14 protein-coding genes and 1 tRNA gene are annotated in these 21,878 nt (G+C 33.9%); 11 read left to right on the top strand and 4 right to left on the bottom strand.

Annotation, left to right across the window (positions count from 1 at the left end; translation table 11 throughout):
* Positions 1-10: 10 nt before the first annotated feature.
* Complete coding sequence (locus tag BC962_RS01590; RefSeq protein WP_121344185.1) at positions 11-1,282, bottom strand: ROK family transcriptional regulator; 1,272 nt, start codon at positions 1,280-1,282, stop codon at positions 11-13.
* A gap of 299 nt (positions 1,283-1,581) precedes the next feature.
* Here BC962_RS01590 and BC962_RS01585 point away from each other — a divergent pair, with 299 nt between their 5' ends.
* The 4 genes from BC962_RS01585 (at position 1,582) to dusB (ending at position 9,367) form a co-directional block, all read left to right on the top strand.
* Positions 1,582-2,709, top strand: coding sequence for an acyltransferase family protein (locus BC962_RS01585; RefSeq protein ID WP_121344184.1), 1,128 nt, complete (start codon positions 1,582-1,584; stop codon positions 2,707-2,709).
* A gap of 43 nt (positions 2,710-2,752) precedes the next feature.
* Complete coding sequence (locus tag BC962_RS01580) at positions 2,753-5,704, top strand: glycoside hydrolase family 3 N-terminal domain-containing protein (protein ID WP_121344183.1); 2,952 nt, start codon at positions 2,753-2,755, stop codon at positions 5,702-5,704.
* A gap of 139 nt (positions 5,705-5,843) precedes the next feature.
* Positions 5,844-8,279: an outer membrane beta-barrel protein gene (locus BC962_RS01575; RefSeq protein ID WP_245983966.1), complete on the top strand. Its 2,436-nt coding sequence runs from the start codon at positions 5,844-5,846 to the stop codon at positions 8,277-8,279.
* Between the two features lie 95 nt (positions 8,280-8,374).
* Entirely contained in the window at positions 8,375-9,367 is a 993-nt protein-coding gene (gene dusB / locus BC962_RS01570; protein WP_121344181.1) for a tRNA dihydrouridine synthase DusB, read from the top strand.
* On the opposite strand, the gene BC962_RS01565 is transcribed toward dusB, so the two are convergent.
* Positions 9,364-10,563 carry an ABC transporter permease gene (locus tag BC962_RS01565; protein WP_121344180.1) on the bottom strand — a complete coding sequence of 400 codons (1,200 nt, stop codon included), beginning with the start codon at positions 10,561-10,563 and terminating at the stop codon, positions 9,364-9,366. The two genes, dusB and BC962_RS01565, sit on opposite strands and share 4 nt — an antisense overlap.
* A gap of 1 nt (position 10,564) precedes the next feature.
* The gene (gene rbfA, locus BC962_RS01560; RefSeq protein WP_121344179.1) at positions 10,565-10,957 is read right to left on the bottom strand and encodes a 30S ribosome-binding factor RbfA; all 393 of its coding nucleotides are present in this window, start codon (positions 10,955-10,957) and stop codon (positions 10,565-10,567) included.
* A gap of 137 nt (positions 10,958-11,094) precedes the next feature.
* On the opposite strand from rbfA, the gene mce reads away from it, so the two are divergent.
* Positions 11,095-11,502 carry a methylmalonyl-CoA epimerase gene (mce, locus tag BC962_RS01555; protein WP_121344178.1) on the top strand — a complete coding sequence of 136 codons (408 nt, stop codon included), beginning with the start codon at positions 11,095-11,097 and terminating at the stop codon, positions 11,500-11,502.
* A gap of 160 nt (positions 11,503-11,662) precedes the next feature.
* Positions 11,663-11,736: transfer RNA gene (locus BC962_RS01550), tRNA-Ile, on the top strand.
* Between the two features lie 40 nt (positions 11,737-11,776).
* Here BC962_RS01550 and BC962_RS01545 read toward each other — a convergent pair.
* Positions 11,777-12,544 (bottom strand): helix-turn-helix domain-containing protein, encoded by a 768-nt coding sequence (locus tag BC962_RS01545; protein ID WP_121344177.1) that lies wholly within the window; start codon positions 12,542-12,544, stop codon positions 11,777-11,779.
* A gap of 343 nt (positions 12,545-12,887) precedes the next feature.
* Between BC962_RS01545 and BC962_RS01540 the strand changes: the two genes are divergently transcribed.
* The 5 genes from BC962_RS01540 (at position 12,888) to BC962_RS01520 (ending at position 21,820) form a co-directional block, all read left to right on the top strand.
* A complete protein-coding gene (locus BC962_RS01540) occupies positions 12,888-13,283 on the top strand; it encodes a YbjN domain-containing protein (RefSeq protein ID WP_121344176.1) in 396 nt (131 codons plus the stop codon).
* A gap of 12 nt (positions 13,284-13,295) precedes the next feature.
* A complete protein-coding gene (locus tag BC962_RS01535; RefSeq protein WP_121344175.1) occupies positions 13,296-14,012 on the top strand; it encodes a PspA/IM30 family protein in 717 nt (238 codons plus the stop codon).
* 2 nt (positions 14,013-14,014) lie between these two features.
* Entirely contained in the window at positions 14,015-14,725 is a 711-nt protein-coding gene (locus BC962_RS01530; protein WP_121344174.1) for a hypothetical protein, read from the top strand.
* 12 nt (positions 14,726-14,737) lie between these two features.
* Complete coding sequence (locus BC962_RS01525; protein ID WP_121344173.1) at positions 14,738-16,804, top strand: flotillin family protein; 2,067 nt, start codon at positions 14,738-14,740, stop codon at positions 16,802-16,804.
* A 120-nt stretch (positions 16,805-16,924) separates the two neighbouring features.
* Positions 16,925-21,820, top strand: coding sequence for a DNA repair ATPase (locus BC962_RS01520; RefSeq protein WP_121344172.1), 4,896 nt, complete (start codon positions 16,925-16,927; stop codon positions 21,818-21,820).
* Positions 21,821-21,878 lie beyond the last annotated feature (58 nt).

The raw sequence follows: 21,878 nt of genomic DNA, 5'->3' as shown, positions 1-21,878 counted from the left end.
TGTAAAGTGGTTATTTAAGTTGCGCCTTGGCCATTGTAATTTGTTGTTTGAAAATATGATCCATAATAGCAACAGTAGCTCCTAATAAACTTGAATTCTTACCTAATTTAGATAGTGAAATTTCTGTACGTTCTTTTAGCTGAATCATACAATATGTATTTATAGACTGCTGTATGGGAGTAGTTATAAACTGCTTGGCTTCAGCTATTTTTCCTTCTAAGATTATAAGTTCTGGGTTAAAGATCTGTATTAGAATTGCGATTCCTTTCCCAAGGTTTATCCCAATTTCTGAGAGCACATTTATTGCAAACTGATCTCCGCGATTGGCTGCCTCTATAATAATTGAAGGCTCTAGATCGTCAAGCACATCATTTACCATTTCCTTTAAAATAGAATGTTGCCCAGCTTCAATTCCCACTTTCGCTTTTTTAACCAAGGCAATTCCAGAGGCAACAGTTTCTAAACAGCCTCTTTTCCCACAATGGCATAATGCTCCATCTTCTACTAATGGGATATGACCAAATTCTCCAGCAAAACCAGAGGATCCCATATGTAATTTTCCACCCATTATAATTCCTAGACCAATTCCCCAGTCCATAGAAAGCACCAAAACGTTATTCTTATTCTTAGCAAGACCTAAACGAAATTCTGCTAAACAGGCACTTTTTGCATCATTTAAAATTGCTACTGGTTTATTGAATATTTTTTCAAACTCACTTTGCAGATCTTGAGGTTGATGATCTTTTAGGAAATAAGTGAAGTTTTTACCATTTTCTGAAGAAACCAATCCGGGCATACTAATTCCAATACCCATTAATTTATCTGAATTGATCTTAGACTCAGCTATAAGCTCGGATGCATGCTGATGTAAAATGTTTACAATATCAAAATCTTTAGAAATAATGGTGCTAATATTTTTCTCGAATAGGATTTGATGTGTATTATCTAAAATTGCTAGTTGTATCTGGAAACGTTCAATATGAATACTTAGCACAAAAAAGGTGTTTTCCTTTAAACCAAAAAGATCTGGTTTTCTGCCACCTACAGATTCTCCTCGGCCTTGTTTTGCAACGATTCCATCTTCTACCAATTGGTTTAGTAAAGACATAGTCGTTGGAAGACTCACATTAAAAGTATTGCATATATCGGCATTGGTATTGGCTCCATTAAAATAAAGATGTTTGATGATCCTTATTTTCTGAAGGTATTTTTTTCTTTCAACATTACTTAATCCTGGAGTAGGATTATGATTGATGAAAAATTCCTGTAATTCTTTCGACATAAATAAAATTTAAAGTTGAATTTAATTTGTCATTAAGATGAGTCCTTTTGAATTTAAAAAAGGAAGAATTAATTTTCATTAAAAATATGCAAAAAATTAATTTCAAAAAAGACTTTATTAAAATTTTTATGAAAGATTGATTATTTAATTAAAATTTATATTTTTAAGCATTCGTTTTAAAAATAAACCAAATAATATCCGTCTTAGGTTTGCTCAATATAAGTAAACGTTGATTCTCTTTTTATTTGGAGTTAAAAAAATAATTTGAATAGAACTTTTAATGCCATGATAGTTATTCTATGATAAAAAGGTCCCAAAGGTATTTAGCCTTAGATGTATTACGAGGATTAACTATTGCTTTAATGGTATTAGTTAACAATCCTGGTAGCTGGTCTAATATTTATGCTCCTTTTAAACATGCTGCTTGGCAAGGGTTTACACCTACAGATCTAGTTTTTCCGACATTTTTATTTGTTATTGGCAATGCTATGAGCTTTAGTCTTAGAAAATATGATGAGAAATCTGAAGAAGATTTTCTAAAGAAAATATTTACCAGAAGTCTTCTTATATTTTTTATTGGCCTTTTTATGAGTGCTTTTCCTTTTGTTTATAGAAACGAAGTTGGGGAATTCATTTTTAAAGACCTTTCCCAAATGAGGATCATGGGCGTATTACAAAGAATTGCAATATGTTATTTAATTGCTGGTTTAATGCTTCATTATATAAAAACTAAGGCAACACTTATTATAAGTATAAACATATTATTACTTTATTGGTGGTTTATGTATAGGTTTGGAACTCCTCCAGATCCATTTAGTTTAGCAGGGAATGCAGCACTAAAGTTCGACCTTTTAATATTCCACCCGGATAATTTATGGAAAGGTTTCGGAATAACTTTTGACCCAGAAGGACTATTAAGTACTTTGCCAGCCATAGTGAATGTGGTGGCTGGGTATATTGCCGGAATTTTCATTCAGCGTTCCGGAAATACAATTCCCACCGTATGGAAATTAGCCTTAAGCGGATTTTTATTACTTATCGTTGCAAAATTCTGGGATCTATATTTCCCAATTATAAAAGGGATCTGGACCAGCTCTTATGTGCTATACTCAATTGGTTGGGATCTGCTTCTTATAGCAGCTTTGATCTTGCTTATTGAAATTTGGAAATTTAAAAAATGGACCTATTTCTTTGTGGTTTTCGGAAGAAATCCTCTTTTCATTTTTGTTCTGTCTGGCTTAATAGCTATGTTAATGAGCATTATATGGATAGATGGAGGTTCCATAAAACCTTGGATTTATAATAATGCTTTTTTAAGCTGGCTTTCCAAATACAATGCATCCATAGCTTTTGCCGTTTGCTTTATGCTGCTCATGTGGATTATTGGTTATGTGCTAGACAAAAAGAAGATCTATATAAAAGTTTAAATTGGGTAAACCTATGGTTTACTATTATAACCTATTATTGAATATGAAATTTATTAAATTTTACACCACACTTTTTCTTATTACCAATATTTGCGCTAACATTTTTGCCCAGGAAACTAAGGCGAAAGTTCCAGAATTTGTTCAATATGAACATAGTGTTTGGGTGGACTCTGTGATGGCAACTTTATCTCAGGAAGAAAGGATCGCGCAACTAATTATGGTAGCTGCCTATTCTAATAGAGGAGAAGAACATAAACAAGAAATTCTAAAACAGATTAAAGAACAAAAGATTGGCGGACTAATCTTTTTTCAAGGAGGACCTGTGCGCCAAGTAACCCAAATGAATGAATATCAAGAAGCTTCAAAAGTGCCATTATTAGGGGCTATAGATGCGGAATGGGGACTTGGAATGCGTTTAGATAGTACTATTAGCTACCCATTCCAGATGAGTTTGGGAGCTATTCAAAATGATAGTTTGATCTATGCTATGGGTGTAGAAGTTGCCAAACAGATAAAACGTGTTGGATTACATTTAAACTTTGCGCCTGTAGTAGATGTAAATAACAATGCAGCAAATCCTGTTATTAATTTTAGATCCTTTGGAGAGAATAAAATAAATGTAGCCGAAAAGGGAATCGCCTATATGCTTGGATTACAGGATGCCGGAGTTTTACCAACAGCAAAACATTTCCCTGGGCATGGAGATACAGATACAGATTCTCATTATGCCTTACCTAGAATAACTCATTCTAGAGCAAGACTAGACGAAACAGAGTTGTACCCTTTTAGAGAGATAATAAAAGCAGGAATTGGAGGAGTTATGGTAGCTCACTTAGATATTCCAGCATTAGATTCTACAGGAGTTCCATCTACACTTTCTAAACCTATAATTTCTGGACTTTTAAAAGAAGAACTTGGCTTTCGGGGATTAATTGTTACCGATGCTATGAATATGAAAGGGGTTACTGAGGGTCATACTCCGGGAGAAGTAGATAAGGATGCTATACTCGCGGGGAACGATCTTTTAGAATTTACAGTAGCAGTTCCTAAAGCAATAGAAGAAATTAAAAAAGCGATCAAGCAAGGATTAATTTCTCAAAAAGAGATCGATGCACGTTGCAGAAAGATCCTCGCTATAAAACAATGGGCGGGTCTAGATAAGTATAAAGTAATCGATATAAAAAATATAGATAAGGATCTTAATTCCTCTTCAACAGAACTTTTAAACAGAAATCTTACGGAAGCTTCCTTAACCGTGTTGAGAAATCAGTCAGATTTATTGCCATTACAGCAACTAGACACTTTAAAAATTGCGGCTATTTCAATAGGTGGCGATAAAGACAATCAATTTCAGAAGAGCTTAGATCTATATACAAAAATAGCGCATTTCAGTATTCCCTATGAAGCTTCAATTGCTGAATTGGATTCGGTGAAAGAACAACTTTCTACTTTCAATCTTGTAATTCTTGGGATTCATGATGATAGCAAATTTCCTAGAAATAACATGAAGCTCACGGCAGATGTACAGTCTTTCCTAAAATCAATTTCGAAAGAAAAGAAGAGCATACTTACATTTTTTAAGAACCCATATTCGTTGGACAACCTTGGTGTTGCCGAAAGTGTTTCGTCCTTGATACTCACTTACCAAGACAGTAAAAATTCTGAAGACCTTGCAGCACAACTAATTTTTGGAGGAGTAGGAGCAAATGGAAAACTACCGGTAAGTATTGGAGATAAATTTAAAGAAGGAGATGGTTTAGATATTTCTGGAGGAATGAGATTTAAATACACCCTTCCAGAAGATGCAAATATGAATGCCGAACTTTTAAATAGAAAAGTTGATTCTTTGATGCAGCAAGCAATAGATCTAAAAGCTATTCCTGGTGGACAAATTTTGATTGCTAAGAATCAAAAGGTGGTATTTCATAAAGCTTACGGCTACCAAAGTTATTCAGACACTACAAAAGTGAAATTGACAGACCTGTATGATCTGGCTTCGGTTACTAAGATATCTTCAGCATTACCAGCTTTAATGAAACTGAAGGATGATAATAAGTTCAGTTTAGAAGAAGGAATAGAGACCTATCTCCCTTATTTTAAAAACTCTAATAAAGCAGGTGTTTCTATGAGGAAGATCTTGGCACATCAAGCAGGTTTTAAACCTTGGATCCCTTATTGGAAAACCACACTTAGAAAAAATGGAACATATAAATGGAAAACCATTAAAAAGGATTCTTCAGCAAGATTTCCTATAAAGATCGCGGAGAATATGTGGCTGTTTAAAGATTATCAGAAAGAGATCTTTAAACAGATCAAAAAATCTAAATTAGAAAAAGAGCAGAAATATCTTTATTCTGGCTTAGCTTTTTATTTATTCCCAAGTCTTGTGGAAAACTTGACTAAAGAAGATTTCGCAAGTTATTTAGATGCTAAATTCTACGATAAATTAGGAGCAAGCACTCTTACATATAATCCTAACCGAGAGTATAAGCTTGACAGAATTATGCCTACGGAAAATGATTTTCTTTTTAGAAAAGAAGCAATTCGTGGAACTGTGCATGATGAAGGAGCTATTATGATGAGCGGTGTTTCTGCCAATGCAGGACTTTTTTCTAATGCAAACGACATTGCAAAATTAATGCAGATGTATCTTAATAAAGGTACTTATGGAGAAGAGCAATATATTACCGAAGCTACAATGGAGGAATTTACCAAATATCAATTTCCTGATAATAATAATAGAAGAGGTTTAGGTTTTGATAAACCCTCTTTAGGAGAACGTTCTATAAATGGAAACACAGCAATTTCTGCTAGTAATTCCAGTTTTGGACATACTGGTTTTACGGGAACTATGGTATGGATGGACCCTGAGACCAACCTTTTATACATATTTTTATCTAACAGGGTCCTGCCAACAAGAGACAATACATTGTTATATAAAAGTAATACTAGAACTAAAATCCAGCAGGTATTATATGAGGCAATGCGAGATTAGAATTTAGTTTTTAGGATAAAAATTTCACTTTTGAAATTTTGGTGTAATCCATTTGGAATTTGGCATGTATGTTATAGGAAATGTTATATTTGTTAGCTAAATCAACCAAATTCTCAAAGAAAATCACCAAATTTTAATAATGAAAAGTAATTATTCCCCTGCCTTTCTTTGTTTGATCTCCCTACTATCATTCACTACCTACGCACAGAATTCCTTAAAAGGAGTTATAATAGATGAAAACCAAAATACCGTTTCGTTTGCCAATGTGATCCTGTTGCAAGCAAATGATTCTACAACCCTGTACAGAGGTTCTGTCTCTGAAGAAGACGGCGGATTTTTAATTGACGATATAGAAGATAATAGCTATATTTTGGAAATTAGATTTGTTGGTTATGAAAATTTCGTTAAAAAAATTGAGGTAAAAGGAAATACAAATCTTAGAAAATTAGTACTTATAGAATCTGCTTCAAATCTAGATGAGGTTACTGTTACTGCCAAAAAACCCACCATTTCCCGGAGTGTAGATAGAATTACCTTCAACGTGGAAAACTCTGTGCTTTCTTCAGGAAACTCTTATGAAATCTTAAAAAGAACTCCTGGAGTCATTGTAAGTCAGGGTCAACTTCTAATCAAGAATAGGCCTGCAGATGTTTATATTAATGATAATAAGGTTTATTTAACCGCACAAGAACTTCAGCAATTGCTTGAAGGCTTTTCAGGAGAAAATGTAAAATCTGTTGAGGTGATCACCAATCCACCAGCAAAATATAATGCTGAAGGCGGATCCATTTTGAATATAATCACTTCCAAAAACTTAGCTGTTGGATATAAAGGAAGCCTTAATGCATCTAATACAATAGCTATTAAACCAAAATATTCTGTAGGGACTAGCCATTATTATAAAACAGATAATTTAAATGCTTTTGCTAGCTACAACTACAATACTAGAAAAGATATAAAAACAGATCTTGGAAACATCACTTATTTTGATCCAATGGGGAACGTAGCTTCTATATGGGACGATGAGTTTAATAAGGAAACTAAAAGGGAGTCTCATAGTTTAAGTACAATTCTGGATTTCACTCTTTCAGAGAAAAGTAAATTAAGTTTGAGTGCAAATATTTTGTACACTCCAAAAGCTGATTCTGATATTGATGGGAGAACTGAAATTTATAATCCGCAAATGCAGTTGGACTCTCTTTACACAACAGATAGTAGATTAGAAAATGAAGGTGACAATTTATTGTTCAACGCTAATTATTCAACTTCCATCGGAGAGAACGGATCTACATTTAGCGCTCAGGCCAATTATATCAAATATAACGACGATCAAACTCAGGATCTTTTAACTCAGTATTTTTCGAACTCAGGAAACTTATTGAATAACAATTCATTTTATACAGTAGCAAATCAAGACACAGATATTTATACAGGTCAGCTAGATTTCACATCTACTATCGCCGGACTTGCTTCAGAATATGGAGCTAAATATTCTGGAATAGACTCTCAGAGTGGATTGGATTTTTTTGATACTAATTCTGAATCCAGACAGTTTGTAAATTCTCTTTCAGATGAATTTAATTACAATGAAAACATCTTCGCTGGATATTTAAGTGTTGCCAAAGACTGGGATACTTGGAGTATAAAAGCAGGTCTTCGTGGAGAGTATACAGATATTGAAGGAAATTCTGCTTCTTTTGGAGCGGTAAATACTCAGGAGTATTTCGAATTATTTCCAACAGTCTATTTAATGCATACCGTGGGTGACAATCATTCTTTTGGTTTAGATTATAGCAGAAGGATTACAAGACCGAGATTCCAAAGCTTGAATCCTTACCGGTATTTTTTGAATGAAAATAATTTTCAAGTTGGAAATCCAAACCTACAGCCAGGGATATCCAATAAAGTTTTATTGAATTACACCTATAAAAATAAGCTTTCATTTGATTTATATTACGATAAGATAAATGATGCCCCGGCAATATTACCGTTTCAAAATAATCAAAACCGAACATTAAGATCTGTAGCCGATAATTTAATTTACGAGCAGCAATTTAGTTTAGATATTTCTTATTATGACTATGTTACAGATTGGTATTACTTGTACATATATAGCTCTATATTTAAAATGAAAAATGAGTTTATAGCTTTTGAAAGTGAAAACCAGAAAGTAAATAATGAGGTGACTAGTGTTTATTTAAGCGCGTCTAATTATCTTACCTTATCAAAGGATGGTACATTCTCTGGAAATTTGACAGCAACATATTCCCCAGACTTCATTGCGGGATCGTACGATTTTGATGAGCCGCAATATGGAGTTTCACTAGGTTTAAGAAAAACTTTCCTTAATGATAGATTAAGCGCTACAGTAAATGTGGAAGATCTTTTTGACACTTATAATATCCCTTTACGTTCTAATTATTTAAATCAGGATAATTCATTTTTCGCAATGCCAGAGTCCAGAAGTATCCGTTTCGGCTTACTTTATAAATTTGGAAATTTCAAGTTAAGGGATAATCAGCGAGCATTAGAAGCAGTTGAAAAAGAACGTTTAGAAGCTCAACAGATGCTATAGAAATTCTTAATTCTATAAGACATTCCTATCTTAAACTTTAGTTACTGGCAAACTCGATCTAATTTCTTAATTTTGCAGCACTTAAATAAAAAGTAGTGGCTAAAATTGGAAATATAGATGTAGGAGAGTTTCCCTTGTTGCTTGCACCAATGGAAGATGTGAGTGATCCACCGTTTCGTGCACTTTGCAAAGAGCAGGGAGCAGATGTGGTATATACAGAGTTTATTTCTTCGGAAGGCCTTATTCGTGATGCTGCAAAAAGCATGATGAAACTAGATATCTACGAAAAAGAACGTCCGGTTGGCATCCAGATCTTTGGTGCTAACTTAGAATCTATGCTACAATCTGTAGAAATAGTTGAAAAATCTGGTCCAGATATAATAGATATAAATTTTGGGTGCCCTGTTAAAAAGGTAGTGTCAAAAGGAGCAGGTGCAGGGATTCTAAAGGATATAGATCTTATGGTCTCTTTAACTAAAGCAATGGTAGAACATACCAATTTGCCAATTACCGTTAAAACCAGATTAGGCTGGGACAACGACTCTATTAAAATAGTTGAAGTTGCAGAACGCTTACAAGATGTGGGTTGCGCGGCTATTTCCATTCATGGACGTACCAGAGTTCAAATGTATAAAGGAGAAGCAGATTGGGCTCCAATTTCTAGAGTAAAGGAGAATCCAAGAATGCATATTCCGGTATTTGGGAATGGAGATGTAGATACGCCTGAGAAAGCTATGGAAATGCGCGATAAATTCGGTTTGGACGGAGCTATGATCGGGAGAGCAAGTATTGGTTATCCTTGGTTTTTTAGAGAAGTGAAACATTTCTTTGAGACTGGTCAACATTTAAATCCACCAACTTTGGAGGAACGTGTAGATGCTGCAAGACGTCATTTACAGATGGCTATAGACTGGAAAGGCGAAAAATTAGGAGTTTTTGAAACTAGAAGACACTATACCAATTACTTCAAAGGGATTCCACATTTCAAGGAATACCGAATGAAAATGGTAACAAGTGATCATTCTGTAGATGTTTTTGAAGCTTTTAATGAGGTAGAAAGAGAATTCTCTGGCTTCGAATTTGCTTAAGAATTTAAAGCGCTTTTACTTCTACTAGCTGCAATATAAGAGGCAGATATCCCCAAAATGCTAATAGTTAAGAATACCAGTATAATATTTTCAGCTTTTATCTTTACAGGATAAGGGAGGCTGGGAGTTATCATTACAAAATTATACTGTAGCTGAAGGTAGATCAGGATTAACCCACAAACTAAACCTAGCATTCCACCAACAATTGTCATTAGCGAACCTTGTAAAAAGAAAATATTTCTAATAGATTTTTTGGTAGCGCCAAGGTTATGAAGGGTTTTAATATTCTCACGTTTATCCAAGATCACCATGATTATAGATCCAATTACATTAAATAAGGCTATTATAAGCACTAAAGTGAAAATAAGATATACCGCAAGGTTTTCGGTATTTAGCATTTTGTAAAGCGTTTCATTTAGCTGCGCTCGATCTTTTATTATCACTTCATTCCCAAAAACCGATGCTATCTCATTGCGAATTACTTCTAGATCCATTGTTGGGTCTACCTTAAGTTCGATTGCTGAAACTTGTCCTTCTTCTATTTCCAGTAAGTTTCTTGCAAATTGAATATTGGTGAAAATATATTTGCTATCTAATTCTTCATTAACACTGTATATACCTGTAACTATTACACTTTCCTTATTAAAAGCTTGAGAGGCATTAGTAATTTGTCCTTTTCCGGGACGTGGAACCATAATATCCAGAAGATTATTATAGTCGAAGGTGTTTAAGGAAAGCAATCTGGAAATTCCATTTCCCGCAACCACCTGGAATTCACTTTGAGTTAGCCAAGTACCAAAGACAATGGTACTATCAATAGAATTCACTTTTCTATAATTGGCATCGACTCCTTTAATAAAGGCGGTATGATTTTTAGATTTATAATCTAGAAAGACTCTTTCTTCAATAATTTCTGAAGTTGACAGAACTCCATCAATTGCTAATAACTTTCCTTTTTCAGCTTCAGTAAAAGAGAAATTTTTTCCACTTTCCGGGAGAATTTTAAGATCAGGATCAAATTCATTAGTAAAAGAAAGACTGAAATCTTTTAATCCTGAAAAGCCTGAAAGAACGATGAATAAAGAGAAAGCTCCCGCAAAAACCCCAATCGCAGCAATTATGGTAATAATATTTATGGCATTATTCGAACTTTTGGTGAACAAATAACGTCTAGCGATATAAAAGGGGAAATTCAAATTAAGATTTTTTCCTTTTGTCTAATAGATCCGGTTTAGAAATGGGATTATCTTCCCCTTTCATAGATTTTTCTATCTGATCTATATACTCTAAAGAATCGTCTACGTAAAACGTAAGATCCGGCATTCTACGCAGCTGATGTTTGGTGCGTTGTGCCAGTTCATGCTTTATTTTATATTTTATCTCATTAAGGTCATTCAAGATCTCTTCTCCATGTTTTGAAGGAAATACGCTTAAATATGCTTTAGCTATAGAAAGATCTGTAGTTACTTTTACTTTAGAAACCGAGATCAAAATACCCGTTACCCCAGAATCTCTCAAGTGATTTTGAAGGATTTCAGCTAAATCCTGTTGCAAAACCCCACCTATTTTTTTTTGTCTATTTGTTTCCATCTTGCAAAAGTAGCATATTTAAAGATTATAGTATTTTTATAATCGGAAATATGAAAGAAGTTACAAAAAAGTATAAGACGGGTCAATCGTTTTTCCATGGTAATTCTTAGACCTGAATCAATAATAAAACACAAAGAATGAATAAGATAGAACATATTGGTATTGCCGTTAGAAACTTGGAAGAGGCCAATAAAACCTATAAAGCGATTCTGGGAGTAGACAGTTATAAGACAGAAAAAGTAGAAAGTGAAGGCGTGGACACCTCTTTTTTTAAAGTTGGAGATAGTAAAATCGAATTGCTGGCAGCTACAAATCCAGAAAGCCCAATTGCCAAGTTCTTAGAGAAAAGGGGAGAAGGAATACATCATATTGCATTTAATGTGGAAGACATCCAGACTGAAATTGAACGTTTAAAGGGCGAAGGCTTTATATTACTTAATGATTTCCCGAAATCGGGAGCAGATAATAAGTTGGTTGCCTTTATGCATCCTAAATCTGCTAACGGAGTATTGGTGGAGTTGTGTCAGGAAAAGGTTGCCGAATAGCAGTTGAAAACTGAAAAAGAGATGCTGATTTTCTTGGTTTGATGCTGAACCTAAATGTATTAGTAGGTTTCGTGAGTCTTGCTGTAAACATTCTTTAAAAAATGCTTGTTCACTAAAAAGCAATTACATAAATTTGCGCCCTCATTATACCTATTGAGCCGGTCCTATAGCTCAGCTGGTTAGAGCACCTGACTCATAATCAGGTGGTCCCTGGTTCGAGTCCAGGTGGGACCACGTAATAATTAAAAGCCTTTCACTTTGTGAGAGGCTTTTTTTATGGATTACCTTCCTTTTTAGATTTAAGTTTTGCGAACTCTTGTTCTAAGAATAATAACTTCTCTTCAATTCCATCTGCAACTTCAGGGAGTCTATGATAGAAGACATAACGGATTCGCCACATCTCCTTTATATCTTTCAGGTTTATTTTAAGATCCTCAATATTTTTATGATCTGCTCTTAGTACTAGGGTTTCGTTGGTTATAAATAATCTTCTTAAAATTAGTTGCTTATCTACCAGAACAATAACTAAAACCCCATTATTGATTTTTTTATAGACTTTCTTTGGCACAAATTCTCCAACAACAATATCTTTGGGATATAGTCCCTTATCGTTGCTGCTCATCTCTAAGCTGTCTACCGTATAACCCCTAAATGTTTTTTCAGTATTAATAGGCAATTGCAAACAAGGCATATCCTTAATAAATTGTTCTTTATCATAGTGTGTTATATAGTCGGCACTATTTTTTTGAGTGATGCAGGGTATAGTTGCAAATTGCTCTTTTATAAGCTCCTCATGATCTGCGGCGATATCTCCTTTAAATTTTAATAACTTATTTACAGTTAGTTCCTTGGTTAGTAAATCGTCAATTGGTATGCTAAAATAATTAGCAATTTTGATAATTGTTTCAATCTTAGGTTCGCTTCTTCCTTCTTCGTAAGCCCCCAAGGTTCCTCGTTTTAAGTCGAATAAGTCGGCAAATGCCTGTTGGCTTAAAGTTTTAACCGTTCTTATCTTTCGAATATTTTTTCCAAAAAATGACATATTTTGCTAATTATATTTGCAACAATAAAAATTAATTGTATATTAGTCTAACGAAATTAGCTAAAAAAATCATTTATAGCTAATCTTTTTAGCGGTTTGTGTGATTCTATTCTCAGTTTTAAAAAATTTTGTTGCAAGAAATTTCTTGAAAAAATGGAATTATAATAGCCAATATTATTATTTAGATATCAAAAAATCAATTATTAACCAACTAACTTAACATTATGATAGTTTTAATTTTTCACATCGTGTCATTCGCTATTTCAATTTTATAGCCTAAGACTATTCTTTTTCGTATTATTAACCTTTGTAATTATTTACCTTTAACCGTTATAAATTTTACATGAAGAATCACCTAACCATCACACGAGACTTTTTACTGGAATTAAACTTTAATATCACAAGGGAAAACCCTGAAGATGGAATTCTTGTAGTACAGAAACAAGACGCTGGAATTAGAAATTTAATTTTAGGAATAGCGCCTCCAATTTTAATCATGGAACAATTTATCTTTAAAATTAACAATCAATCGGAGCGTATTTTTAAAGACTTGTTACAAAAGAACAGAGATATTATTCACGGTGCATTTGTTCTGGACGAAAGTGGAGAGAAAGTTATCTTTAGGGATACTCTTCAAATAGAGAACATGGATTTAAACGAACTCGAAGGTAGTTTAAACTCTTTGAGTTTATTAATGAGTGAATACTCAGAGCAAATCATCGAATTTTCTAAATATTAAAAACTTACAATTATGAACTTATTCAAAAGATTATTTAAAATTGGTCAAGCTGAAACAAATTCAGCCATAGATAATATGGAAGATCCAATTAAGATGACCGAGCAAGGAATTCGAGATATGAAACTTGATCTTGACAAAAGTCTAGAAGCATTAGCTCAAGTTAAGGCCTTAGCAATACGAGCTAAAAACGATCAAGATGAATTTCAAAATAAGGCTGAAGAATATCAGAATAAAGCCATTATTATTTTAAAGAAAGGTCATTCTAAAGAGATGGAGGCTTCAGAAGCAGATAGACTAGCTAAGGAAGCCTTAGTTCAGAAGGAAATGGCAGATCAGCAAATGATTCGAGCTAAGGAAGAATCGGCTAAATTTGATAATAACGTCGCTCAACTTCAAAAGAATATTCAAACCATAAAAGCCAATATTGGTAATTGGGAGAATGAGTTAAAAACCTTGAAAGCTCGGGTTAAAGTAAGTAATGCAACCAAAAGCTTGAACAAACAAATGGCAGAGCTGGACAGCACGGGAACTGTTTCTATGTTGGAGCGTATGAAAGAAAAAGTTGCTCAAGAAGAAGCTTTGGCAGAGGCCTATGGCGATATCGCAAATGCATCTAAATCTATAGATGACGAGATTGATAAGGCTGCCGATACCAGCAAAGCTAAGGCAGATGAAGATCTAGAAAAGCTAAAAAGCCAATTAGGTCTTAGTAATTCTAAAGACTCGTAATATTGACAGATTTATTAAACATATTATTTTCTGAAGTCAATATGGTTCTCAGTATCCTTCTAATTGTGCTTATCTTGTATTGGATAGTTACAATGATAGGAGGATTAGATTTCGATCTTGATTTTGATATAGACGTAGACCTTGATGCAGATCTAGAGGTGGATACTGGCATAGAAGGCGGGAACATGGATTTTGAAGATATCTCTAATGCAGAAATCAATCAAGAAGATGTTTTAGGGAAGCGCAGAAAACCTTTAAAGTGGTGGCAGCTATTTCTAATTTATTTCAACTTTGTTGGGCTTCCTTTTATGTTCACATTTACCTGCTGGATTTTTATATGGTGGTTTATTACCGCAATCACTACTGCTATAACTTACTCGTATGATAATGTATTCGGATTTATTATTATGCTGTTAGCTTTTTTTCCCGCATTATTTATTAATAAAATCTTTACGACTCCATTTAAGGGATTCTTTAAAAACCTTAATAAAGACGGAGATGTTGCAATAGATTTTCTTGGTAGACAAGGCATATTAATGTCATCAATTTCAAAAAATAAAATGGGAAATGCAGAGGTGAAAGTAGATGGAAATTCTATGTCTATCTATGTAAAATCTTTAACAGGCAAACCTATAACCTACGGGTCTAATATTTTAATAATTAAAAGATCCTCAGACTCTAATTATTACTTAGTTCAATCATATAACGATTAAATAACCAATTTTATGAATTCAATTTTACCAATTATTGGCATCGGTCTAGGTGTCTTATTATTTCTAATTATAGTGTATTTCGCAATTATTGCGATGTTCTATAGAAAAGTTCCTCAAGGACAAGCCCTTATTCGTACTGGCTTTGGAGGAACCAAAGTAGCAACCGATAAAGGAATGTATGTGGTACCGGTTTTCCATAAAGTAGAAATTATGGATGTATCGGTTAAAAAGATACAGATAGAGAGAATCGCACATGAAGGTCTTATTTGTAAGGATAACATGCGTGCAGATATCAAGGTTGCTTTTTTTGTAAGAGTTAATAACGATGTAGAATACATTAAAAAGGTAGCTCAGACTATAGGTGTAGAGCGAGCATCAAAGATTGAAACTTTAGAAGATCTTTTTGAAGCTAAATTTTCTGAAGCTTTAAAAACGGTTGGTAAGAAATTCGAGTTTATTGAGCTTTATGAAGCTCGTCGTGAATTTAGAGATGAGATCGTAGATATTATTGGAACAGATCTAAATGGATATACCTTGGAAGATTGTGCAATAGACTTCCTTGAACAAACATCTGTTACAGAATTAAAGCCAGACAACATTCTAGATGCAGAAGGTATCAAAAAGATCACCGAGTTAACTGCAATTCAAAATGTAAAAGCTAATCTAATTAAGCGAGATGAAGAAAAGACTATTCGTAAGCAAGATGTAGAAGCAAGAGAAGCTATTCTAGAATTAGATAAGCAATTAGCCGAAAAAGAGGAGCAACAAAAAAGGGAAATTGCTAATATCATGTCTCGTGAACAAGCAGAGACTCTTAAAGTTGCAGAAGAAGAACTTCTGAAATCTGAAACTGCTAGAATTTTTACTCAGGAAAAAGTAAAAGTTGCAGAAGAGAATATGGAGCGTCAAATAATTGTGGCAGCTAAGAATAAAGAGCGAACTGAAGCAGTTGAAACAGAACGAGTAGAAAAGGACCGATTGTTAGAGGCAACGGAAAGAGAAAGAGTTGTGACCCTTGCTCAAATTGAAAAGGAGAAAGTAGTTGAAGTAGAAAAGAAGAATATTCAGGATGTAATTAGAGATCGCGTTACTTTGGAAAAAGGAGTGGTAGAAGAGCAAGAGAATATGAAAGATATTCAAGCTTTCAAAACTGCAGATAGAGATAAGCAAGTGAAAATAACTATTGCTGAAGCGAATGCTGAAGAAAGTTTAATCACTACTATTAAAGCTGCTGAAGCACAAAAAGAGGCTGCAAAACAAAAGGCAGAAGAAATTAATATTGAAGCCTTAGCACATAAAGAAGCTAGTGAGAAGCAAGCAGATGCACGTAAAATATTGGCAGAAGCACAAGCGAAGGAAGAGGCTACCGTTGGTATGTCTGAGGCCCAAGTAATGCATGCGAAAGCAGATGCTAATGAGCGACAAGGAATTGTGGAAGCAAGCATTATTGAAAAGAAAGCTAAAGCTGAAGCTTCAGGAATGGAAGCCAAAGCCGATGCAAAACGTAAGGATGGTCTAGCTGAAGCTGCTGTAATTAAGGAGAAAGCACTTGCTGATGCTGCTGGTATAGAGGAGAAAGCAAATGCTATGAAGAAACTTGATGGTGTTGGAAAAGAACACGAAGAATTCAAGTTAAGATTAGATAAAGATCTTCAGGTAGACTTAGCACATATCAATATTCAAAAAGATATTGCAGATGCACAAGCTCAAGTGATAGGAGATGCACTTAAAGCTGCTAAAATAGATATTGTTGGTGGTGAGACTATGTTCTTCGATCAAATTATAGGTCAGATCACGAAAGCAAAAGGATATGATAGATTGGTTGAAAACAGTACGAACATCCAACAAGTAAAGGATGCTGTTCTTGGTAATGGAGATGTACATGCAAATTTGTTAGAAAGAGTAAAAGACTTTGCAGATAAATATGGAATATCTTCTGAGGACATTAAAAACCTAACTATTTCTAAACTTATTATGGATCTAAAACAGAAATCTAATGATGCTGAAGAACATTCTGTTTTTAGCGGATTATTAGATATGGCAAAAAGCCTAGGTCTTTCAGATAAAAAGTTGAAATAGCAAATCAATTTCACAGAATACTTCTAAATACAGCCTTAGAGTTCGCCGAAAGTAGTTTTCGGCGATTCTCTAAGTATTACAACATCAATATAATTTAAGTTTGAAATCAGCAAAAATATAATGGCAGAGCAATCTATTCCAGATAAGAAAGCACAATCACTTGATGGTGGCACCTATGAGATCATACAGAACCGTTTAAGAAAGCAAAAAGCAGAACTTCAAGAAAGAGTTGCCTTATTAAATAAAGATCGAAAGGATGTGTTTGGGTCCATTGAGACTAAACTTATTGCAAATGATAGAATTAATACAGAGAACAATTGCATTGCTAGCGATATAGTTTCGCTGAAAAATATTTGCCTATTTGGTTATAATGTGCATTTCGGCCTACGAACTAATATAAATTTGTCTGATGTATTTAGCATTTATGAATTCAAAGAAAATAAGTTTGAGCCAAGGTCCTTAGATTTAATTAACGATGAGGTTTTTCAAACAGATTTCACCAACCTTTACAAGTATTATAGAAACACCGTTTTTACCAAGTTCGCGATAATTGGAAATTATCTGCACATGGTATTTCAATTAAGCGAAAGCACCTCAGATATTAAAACATTTAAATGGCTTATAAAGGATAGTTCGCTAACATATGTTGATAATAGGAGTGATCACGAATTTAAATTTCCTCCGCAGCACGAATTTAAATGGCTAGAAGTAACAAGAGAAATGCATCGTCATGGTATCCACTCTCATGTTTCAATTTTAGATCGAATTTTTGTAGAGACTATAGGAGGAGATCTTACCATTAAAATTGAGGATAATACAGAGGATGGTAAAGGAATTTTGTCTGAACCTGTAGAACATACAGATCAAACCTTAGACGATGGACAATTTAAATATGCCAATCTAGGTAATTTAATCGCCTTAGAAATAAAACCGTTTCAAGAGGTGCCACGTTATTTTGTTTATAATCATAAGATTAAAGATGTTCAAAAAATTGAAAGTATAAAGGATGCTTGTGTTCTATTACCAGATGATCAAGGGATTATTTTTTCAACTGGTTATTATTTACAATCGGGTTCCTATAATATTTTTGATAATAGTATTCCAAATGTAAAATTTCAGCAAAAGATAGTTTCTCCTAATGGAGAAGATTTTCTTTATGTATTTTATTCTTCTAAAAAGGGACTTTATAATCTAATGGCTTACAATATTATTTCTCAGGAAACAAAAACGCCAATCATATGCAGCGGTTTTACTTTACTTCAAAACGGAGAATTATGTTATTTTAAAACCGAAGAGGAGCAAACTAAACACCACATAATTCAAATTTGGCAGACCCCATTTTTAAAGGGAGATATAATGCCTTCTCAGCACAACGAAACCCTATTGTTTAAAATTGGGAATAAGGATATTGTGAAGGCAATGGCAGAGGTAAATGCTTTAGTAACCCTTTTAAATAAGGAAGATAATTATGATGGATTGTATGAGGAAATTGCGAAAATTTCCAAAGATATTTTAGATGCATATTATTGGTTACCAGAGGAGGAAACGCAAAAGCTAAATCTTCCATTAATAGAGATTAACAAGGCTGCCAACTCTGCAATAGATGAATTTGAAAAAGTTGTTCAGCTAAAGAAGCAGGCAGTAAAACTCACGAAATCTATTCGTGAAAATGCAGATTTACTCTTCGGAAAAATAAAAAGCACATCCTTTAAGTCTATCCAAGAATTTGTAAAACTTCTTACAGATTTAAGAACCTTGCGTGGAGAAATAATAAGTTTGAAAGATATACGATATGTGGATAGTGAGTATCTGGAGAAATTGGAATTGGATATTACAGAATACACCAAAAAAATATCTCAAAACTGTGTTCAATTTCTTTTAAATGAGAAAGCGCTCCAGCCCTTTCATGATGAGGTTGCTAAAAAGCAAGCTATATTGGTGGAGATTGAGAAGGTGGTGCAAGCAAAAAAGATGGAAGAAGAGGTCAATAAAATTGCGACAGACCTTGAGTTATTAATAGATATTGTATCAAACCTAGATATTGAAGACACCTCCCATTCCACTAAAATAATAGACAATATCTCTTTAATATTTGCAACTCTGAATCAACTAAAGTCGGCAATAAGGAATAAGAAAAAATCCTTGGGAAGCATAGAGGCTAAGGCAGATTTCGCTGCTCAATTGAAGTTGATAGATCAAAGTATTATCAATTATATAGATATTGCATCTACCCCGGAGAAATGCGATGAATTTCAATCTAAAATATCTATCCAATTAGAAGAATTGGAAGGGAAATTTGCAGATTTTGAGGAATTTGTTTCTAGAATAATAGAGAAACGAGAAGAAGTTTATACTGCCTTTGAAGGAAGAAAAAATTCCTTGGTAGAAAAAAGAAATAAAAAGGCATTAGCGCTTCAAAATGCCTCTGAACGAATTTTAAAAGGAGTTCAAAAAAAGTCAGAAAGCCTAGGAAGCGCTGCAGAGATAAATGGCTATTTCGCTGCAGATCTCATGATAAATAAAGTGAGGGATATCATCGAGCAATTAAAAGAGCTTGAAGATAGTGGTAAAGCTGAAGAAATTGAAACAAGTCTAAAAACGTCACGGGAAGATGCTTTAAGGAAATTAAAGGATAAGTTAGAACTTTATGAGGATGGTGAAAATGTAATTAAGCTTGGCAAACATAAATTTGGAGTTAATAAGCAGCCTCTAGATCTTACCATAATATTGAAGGGAGGAAAGTTAAATTACCACCTCACAGGAACCGATTTTTATGAGGAAATAACTCATGAAACGTTACTTAGCTCTCGTGAATATTGGAATCAGGAATTTGTATCAGAAAATAATCTGGTTTACCGTGCAGAATATTTGGCTTATAAGATATTTAAGAAATTGCCAGAGTCTAAGTTGTTAAATGCAAGTCTAGAGCAATTACTTAAAATTGTTCAGGAGGAAAGTAGTGGTGATTATTCAGAAGGTTATATTAAAGGAGTTCATGATGTAGATGCTGCCAAAATTTTAGGTGTGCTAATAAGAAAGAACCATGAGTTGGGTATCTTGAGATATAGACCAGAGATTAGAGCGTTTGCTCAATATTTTTGGAATAGCCTTTCAACGGAGCTAATGGCAGAATTAGATCAAGTAATTAAGGCCTCTGGTGAGGTTTTTACGATATTTCCAGACACACAAGAATATCAGTTTATCATTAATGAATTGGGCACACACATTACAGAGTTTGCTCAAAAAACTCAGTTATTTGAACCTAATTTAAGTGGTAAAATTTCAGCCTATATTTTCGAAGAATTACAATCAGATCATCATTTTGCGAGAAGTAATATAGCCTTATCTCTTAAGGAAGATTTTGTAAGTGCTTTAAAAAAGCAAAATGCAGATATTAAATTTAGAACCAGTTTTGAGGCTATCCCAACTTATCCTGGGAAAGTGAGGTTAATTAAGCAATGGGTTTCCGCATTTATAAATTCTAATGCAATATCAGATGACACCCTGGATATAGACTTAAATAAGATCTATTTAGATGAGGTAGTTTGTCGGATTCTATTCGAGGACGAATCTGTATCTAAAACTAAGGCTGTTTTGCCAATAGAAAAAATAACAGGACTTCATGGTGATCATAAGATAATAAAGGAAGGCTCATATATTTTTAACTATCACGAATTTATTAAGCGTTTGGGGAACTTTGTGAATGTCGAGGTACATTCATATAATGCTTTTCGTGAAGCTAAGCATCAGGTAACTGAAGAATTAAAGGCCGATTTGAAGCTGGAAGAATTCAAGCCTAGAGTACTTACCTCTTTTGTGAGAAATAAGCTGATAGATCAAGTATACTTTCCATTATTTGGAGACAATCTAGCTAAGCAGCTAGGAACTGTTGGTGGTAATAAGCGAACAGATAGAATGGGATTATTATTGCTGATTTCTCCTCCAGGATATGGAAAAACAACTTTAATGGAGTATATCGCCAATAGGTTGGGATTAGTTTTCATGAAGATAAACGGCCCAGCGATAGGTCATGAAATAACTTCTGTAGATCCAGCAGCTGCAAACAATTCTGCCTCTAGAGAGGAATTGAAGAAGTTAAACCTTGCGCTAGAAATGGGAAATAATGTGATGTTATATTTAGATGATATACAACACTGTAACCCAGAATTTTTACAAAAATTCATCTCCCTATCTGATGGGACACGTAAAATAGAAGGAGTTTATAATGGCAAGCCTAAAACATATGATCTCCGAGGAAAGAAATTCTGCGTTATTATGGCAGGTAATCCTTATACAGAAAGTGGTGAGAAGTTCAAGATTCCAGATATGCTCGCTAACAGAGCTGATATTTATAACCTAGGTGAGATAATTGGCGACACAGAGCATCTATTTAAACTGAGCCTTATAGAAAACTCACTAACTGCAAATCCAATATTGCAACAATTGGGAAGCACTCATTTTGATGATCTATATACACTAATAAATCGAATTGAAAATAACTCTCAGGATGAGCAATTAAAAGGGAACCATAGTGTTCAAGAAGTTCAGGAATATCAAGAAGTTTTAAGGAAGGTTATTTCGTTAAGAGACACTATTCTTAAAGTAAATTCAGCTTATATTAAAAGTGCGGCTATGGAAGATGAATATAGAACCGAGCCTTCATTTAAACTGCAGGGTTCTTATAGGGATATGAATAAATTAGTGGCGAAAATAGTACCCATCATGAATGATAAGGAACTAGATCAACTATTGCTTTCTCATTACGAAAGTGAAGCTCAAACATTAACATCTTCGGCTGAAGCCAATTTGCTTAAGTACAAAGAGCTTGTGAATGATATGTCCTTAGAGCAAGAAGAACGCTGGTTGGATATTAAAGAAATATTCTTAAAAAACAATAAGCTTAAAGGTTTTGGCAGTCAAAACGAAATGACCCAAGTTATTGCTCAAATGATGATGTTTTCTGAAAATCTTCAGGGAATCAAAGAAGTATTGATTTCAGGTATTAATCAAAAGTAATAGTCAAAGACTAGGAAAAGATATTAAAAGCCTTTCAAGAAATTGAAAGGCTTTTTTT

This window comes from Gillisia mitskevichiae, assembly GCF_003634585.1.
GTDB lineage: Bacteria > Bacteroidota > Bacteroidia > Flavobacteriales > Flavobacteriaceae > Gillisia > Gillisia mitskevichiae.
This window is presented reverse-complemented; position numbering and strand designations above follow the sequence as displayed.

What these genes read in the sequence shown, in the direction of transcription:
- mce (WP_121344178.1), top strand. Translation starts at nt 11,095, where the DNA reads ATGAATAAGATAGAACATATTGGTATTGCCGTTAGAAACTTGGAAGAG.
- BC962_RS01590 (WP_121344185.1), bottom strand. Translation starts at nt 1,282, where the DNA reads ATGTCGAAAGAATTACAGGAATTTTTCATCAATCATAATCCTACTCCA.
- BC962_RS01585 (WP_121344184.1), top strand. Translation starts at nt 1,582, where the DNA reads ATGATAAAAAGGTCCCAAAGGTATTTAGCCTTAGATGTATTACGAGGA.
- BC962_RS01575 (WP_245983966.1), top strand. Translation starts at nt 5,844, where the DNA reads ATGAAAAGTAATTATTCCCCTGCCTTTCTTTGTTTGATCTCCCTACTA.
- rbfA (WP_121344179.1), bottom strand. Translation starts at nt 10,957, where the DNA reads ATGGAAACAAATAGACAAAAAAAAATAGGTGGGGTTTTGCAACAGGAT.
- BC962_RS01520 (WP_121344172.1), top strand. Translation starts at nt 16,925, where the DNA reads ATGGCAGAGCAATCTATTCCAGATAAGAAAGCACAATCACTTGATGGT.
- BC962_RS01545 (WP_121344177.1), bottom strand. Translation starts at nt 12,544, where the DNA reads ATGTCATTTTTTGGAAAAAATATTCGAAAGATAAGAACGGTTAAAACT.
- BC962_RS01535 (WP_121344175.1), top strand. Translation starts at nt 13,296, where the DNA reads ATGAACTTATTCAAAAGATTATTTAAAATTGGTCAAGCTGAAACAAAT.
- BC962_RS01580 (WP_121344183.1), top strand. Translation starts at nt 2,753, where the DNA reads ATGAAATTTATTAAATTTTACACCACACTTTTTCTTATTACCAATATT.
- BC962_RS01525 (WP_121344173.1), top strand. Translation starts at nt 14,738, where the DNA reads ATGAATTCAATTTTACCAATTATTGGCATCGGTCTAGGTGTCTTATTA.
- BC962_RS01540 (WP_121344176.1), top strand. Translation starts at nt 12,888, where the DNA reads ATGAAGAATCACCTAACCATCACACGAGACTTTTTACTGGAATTAAAC.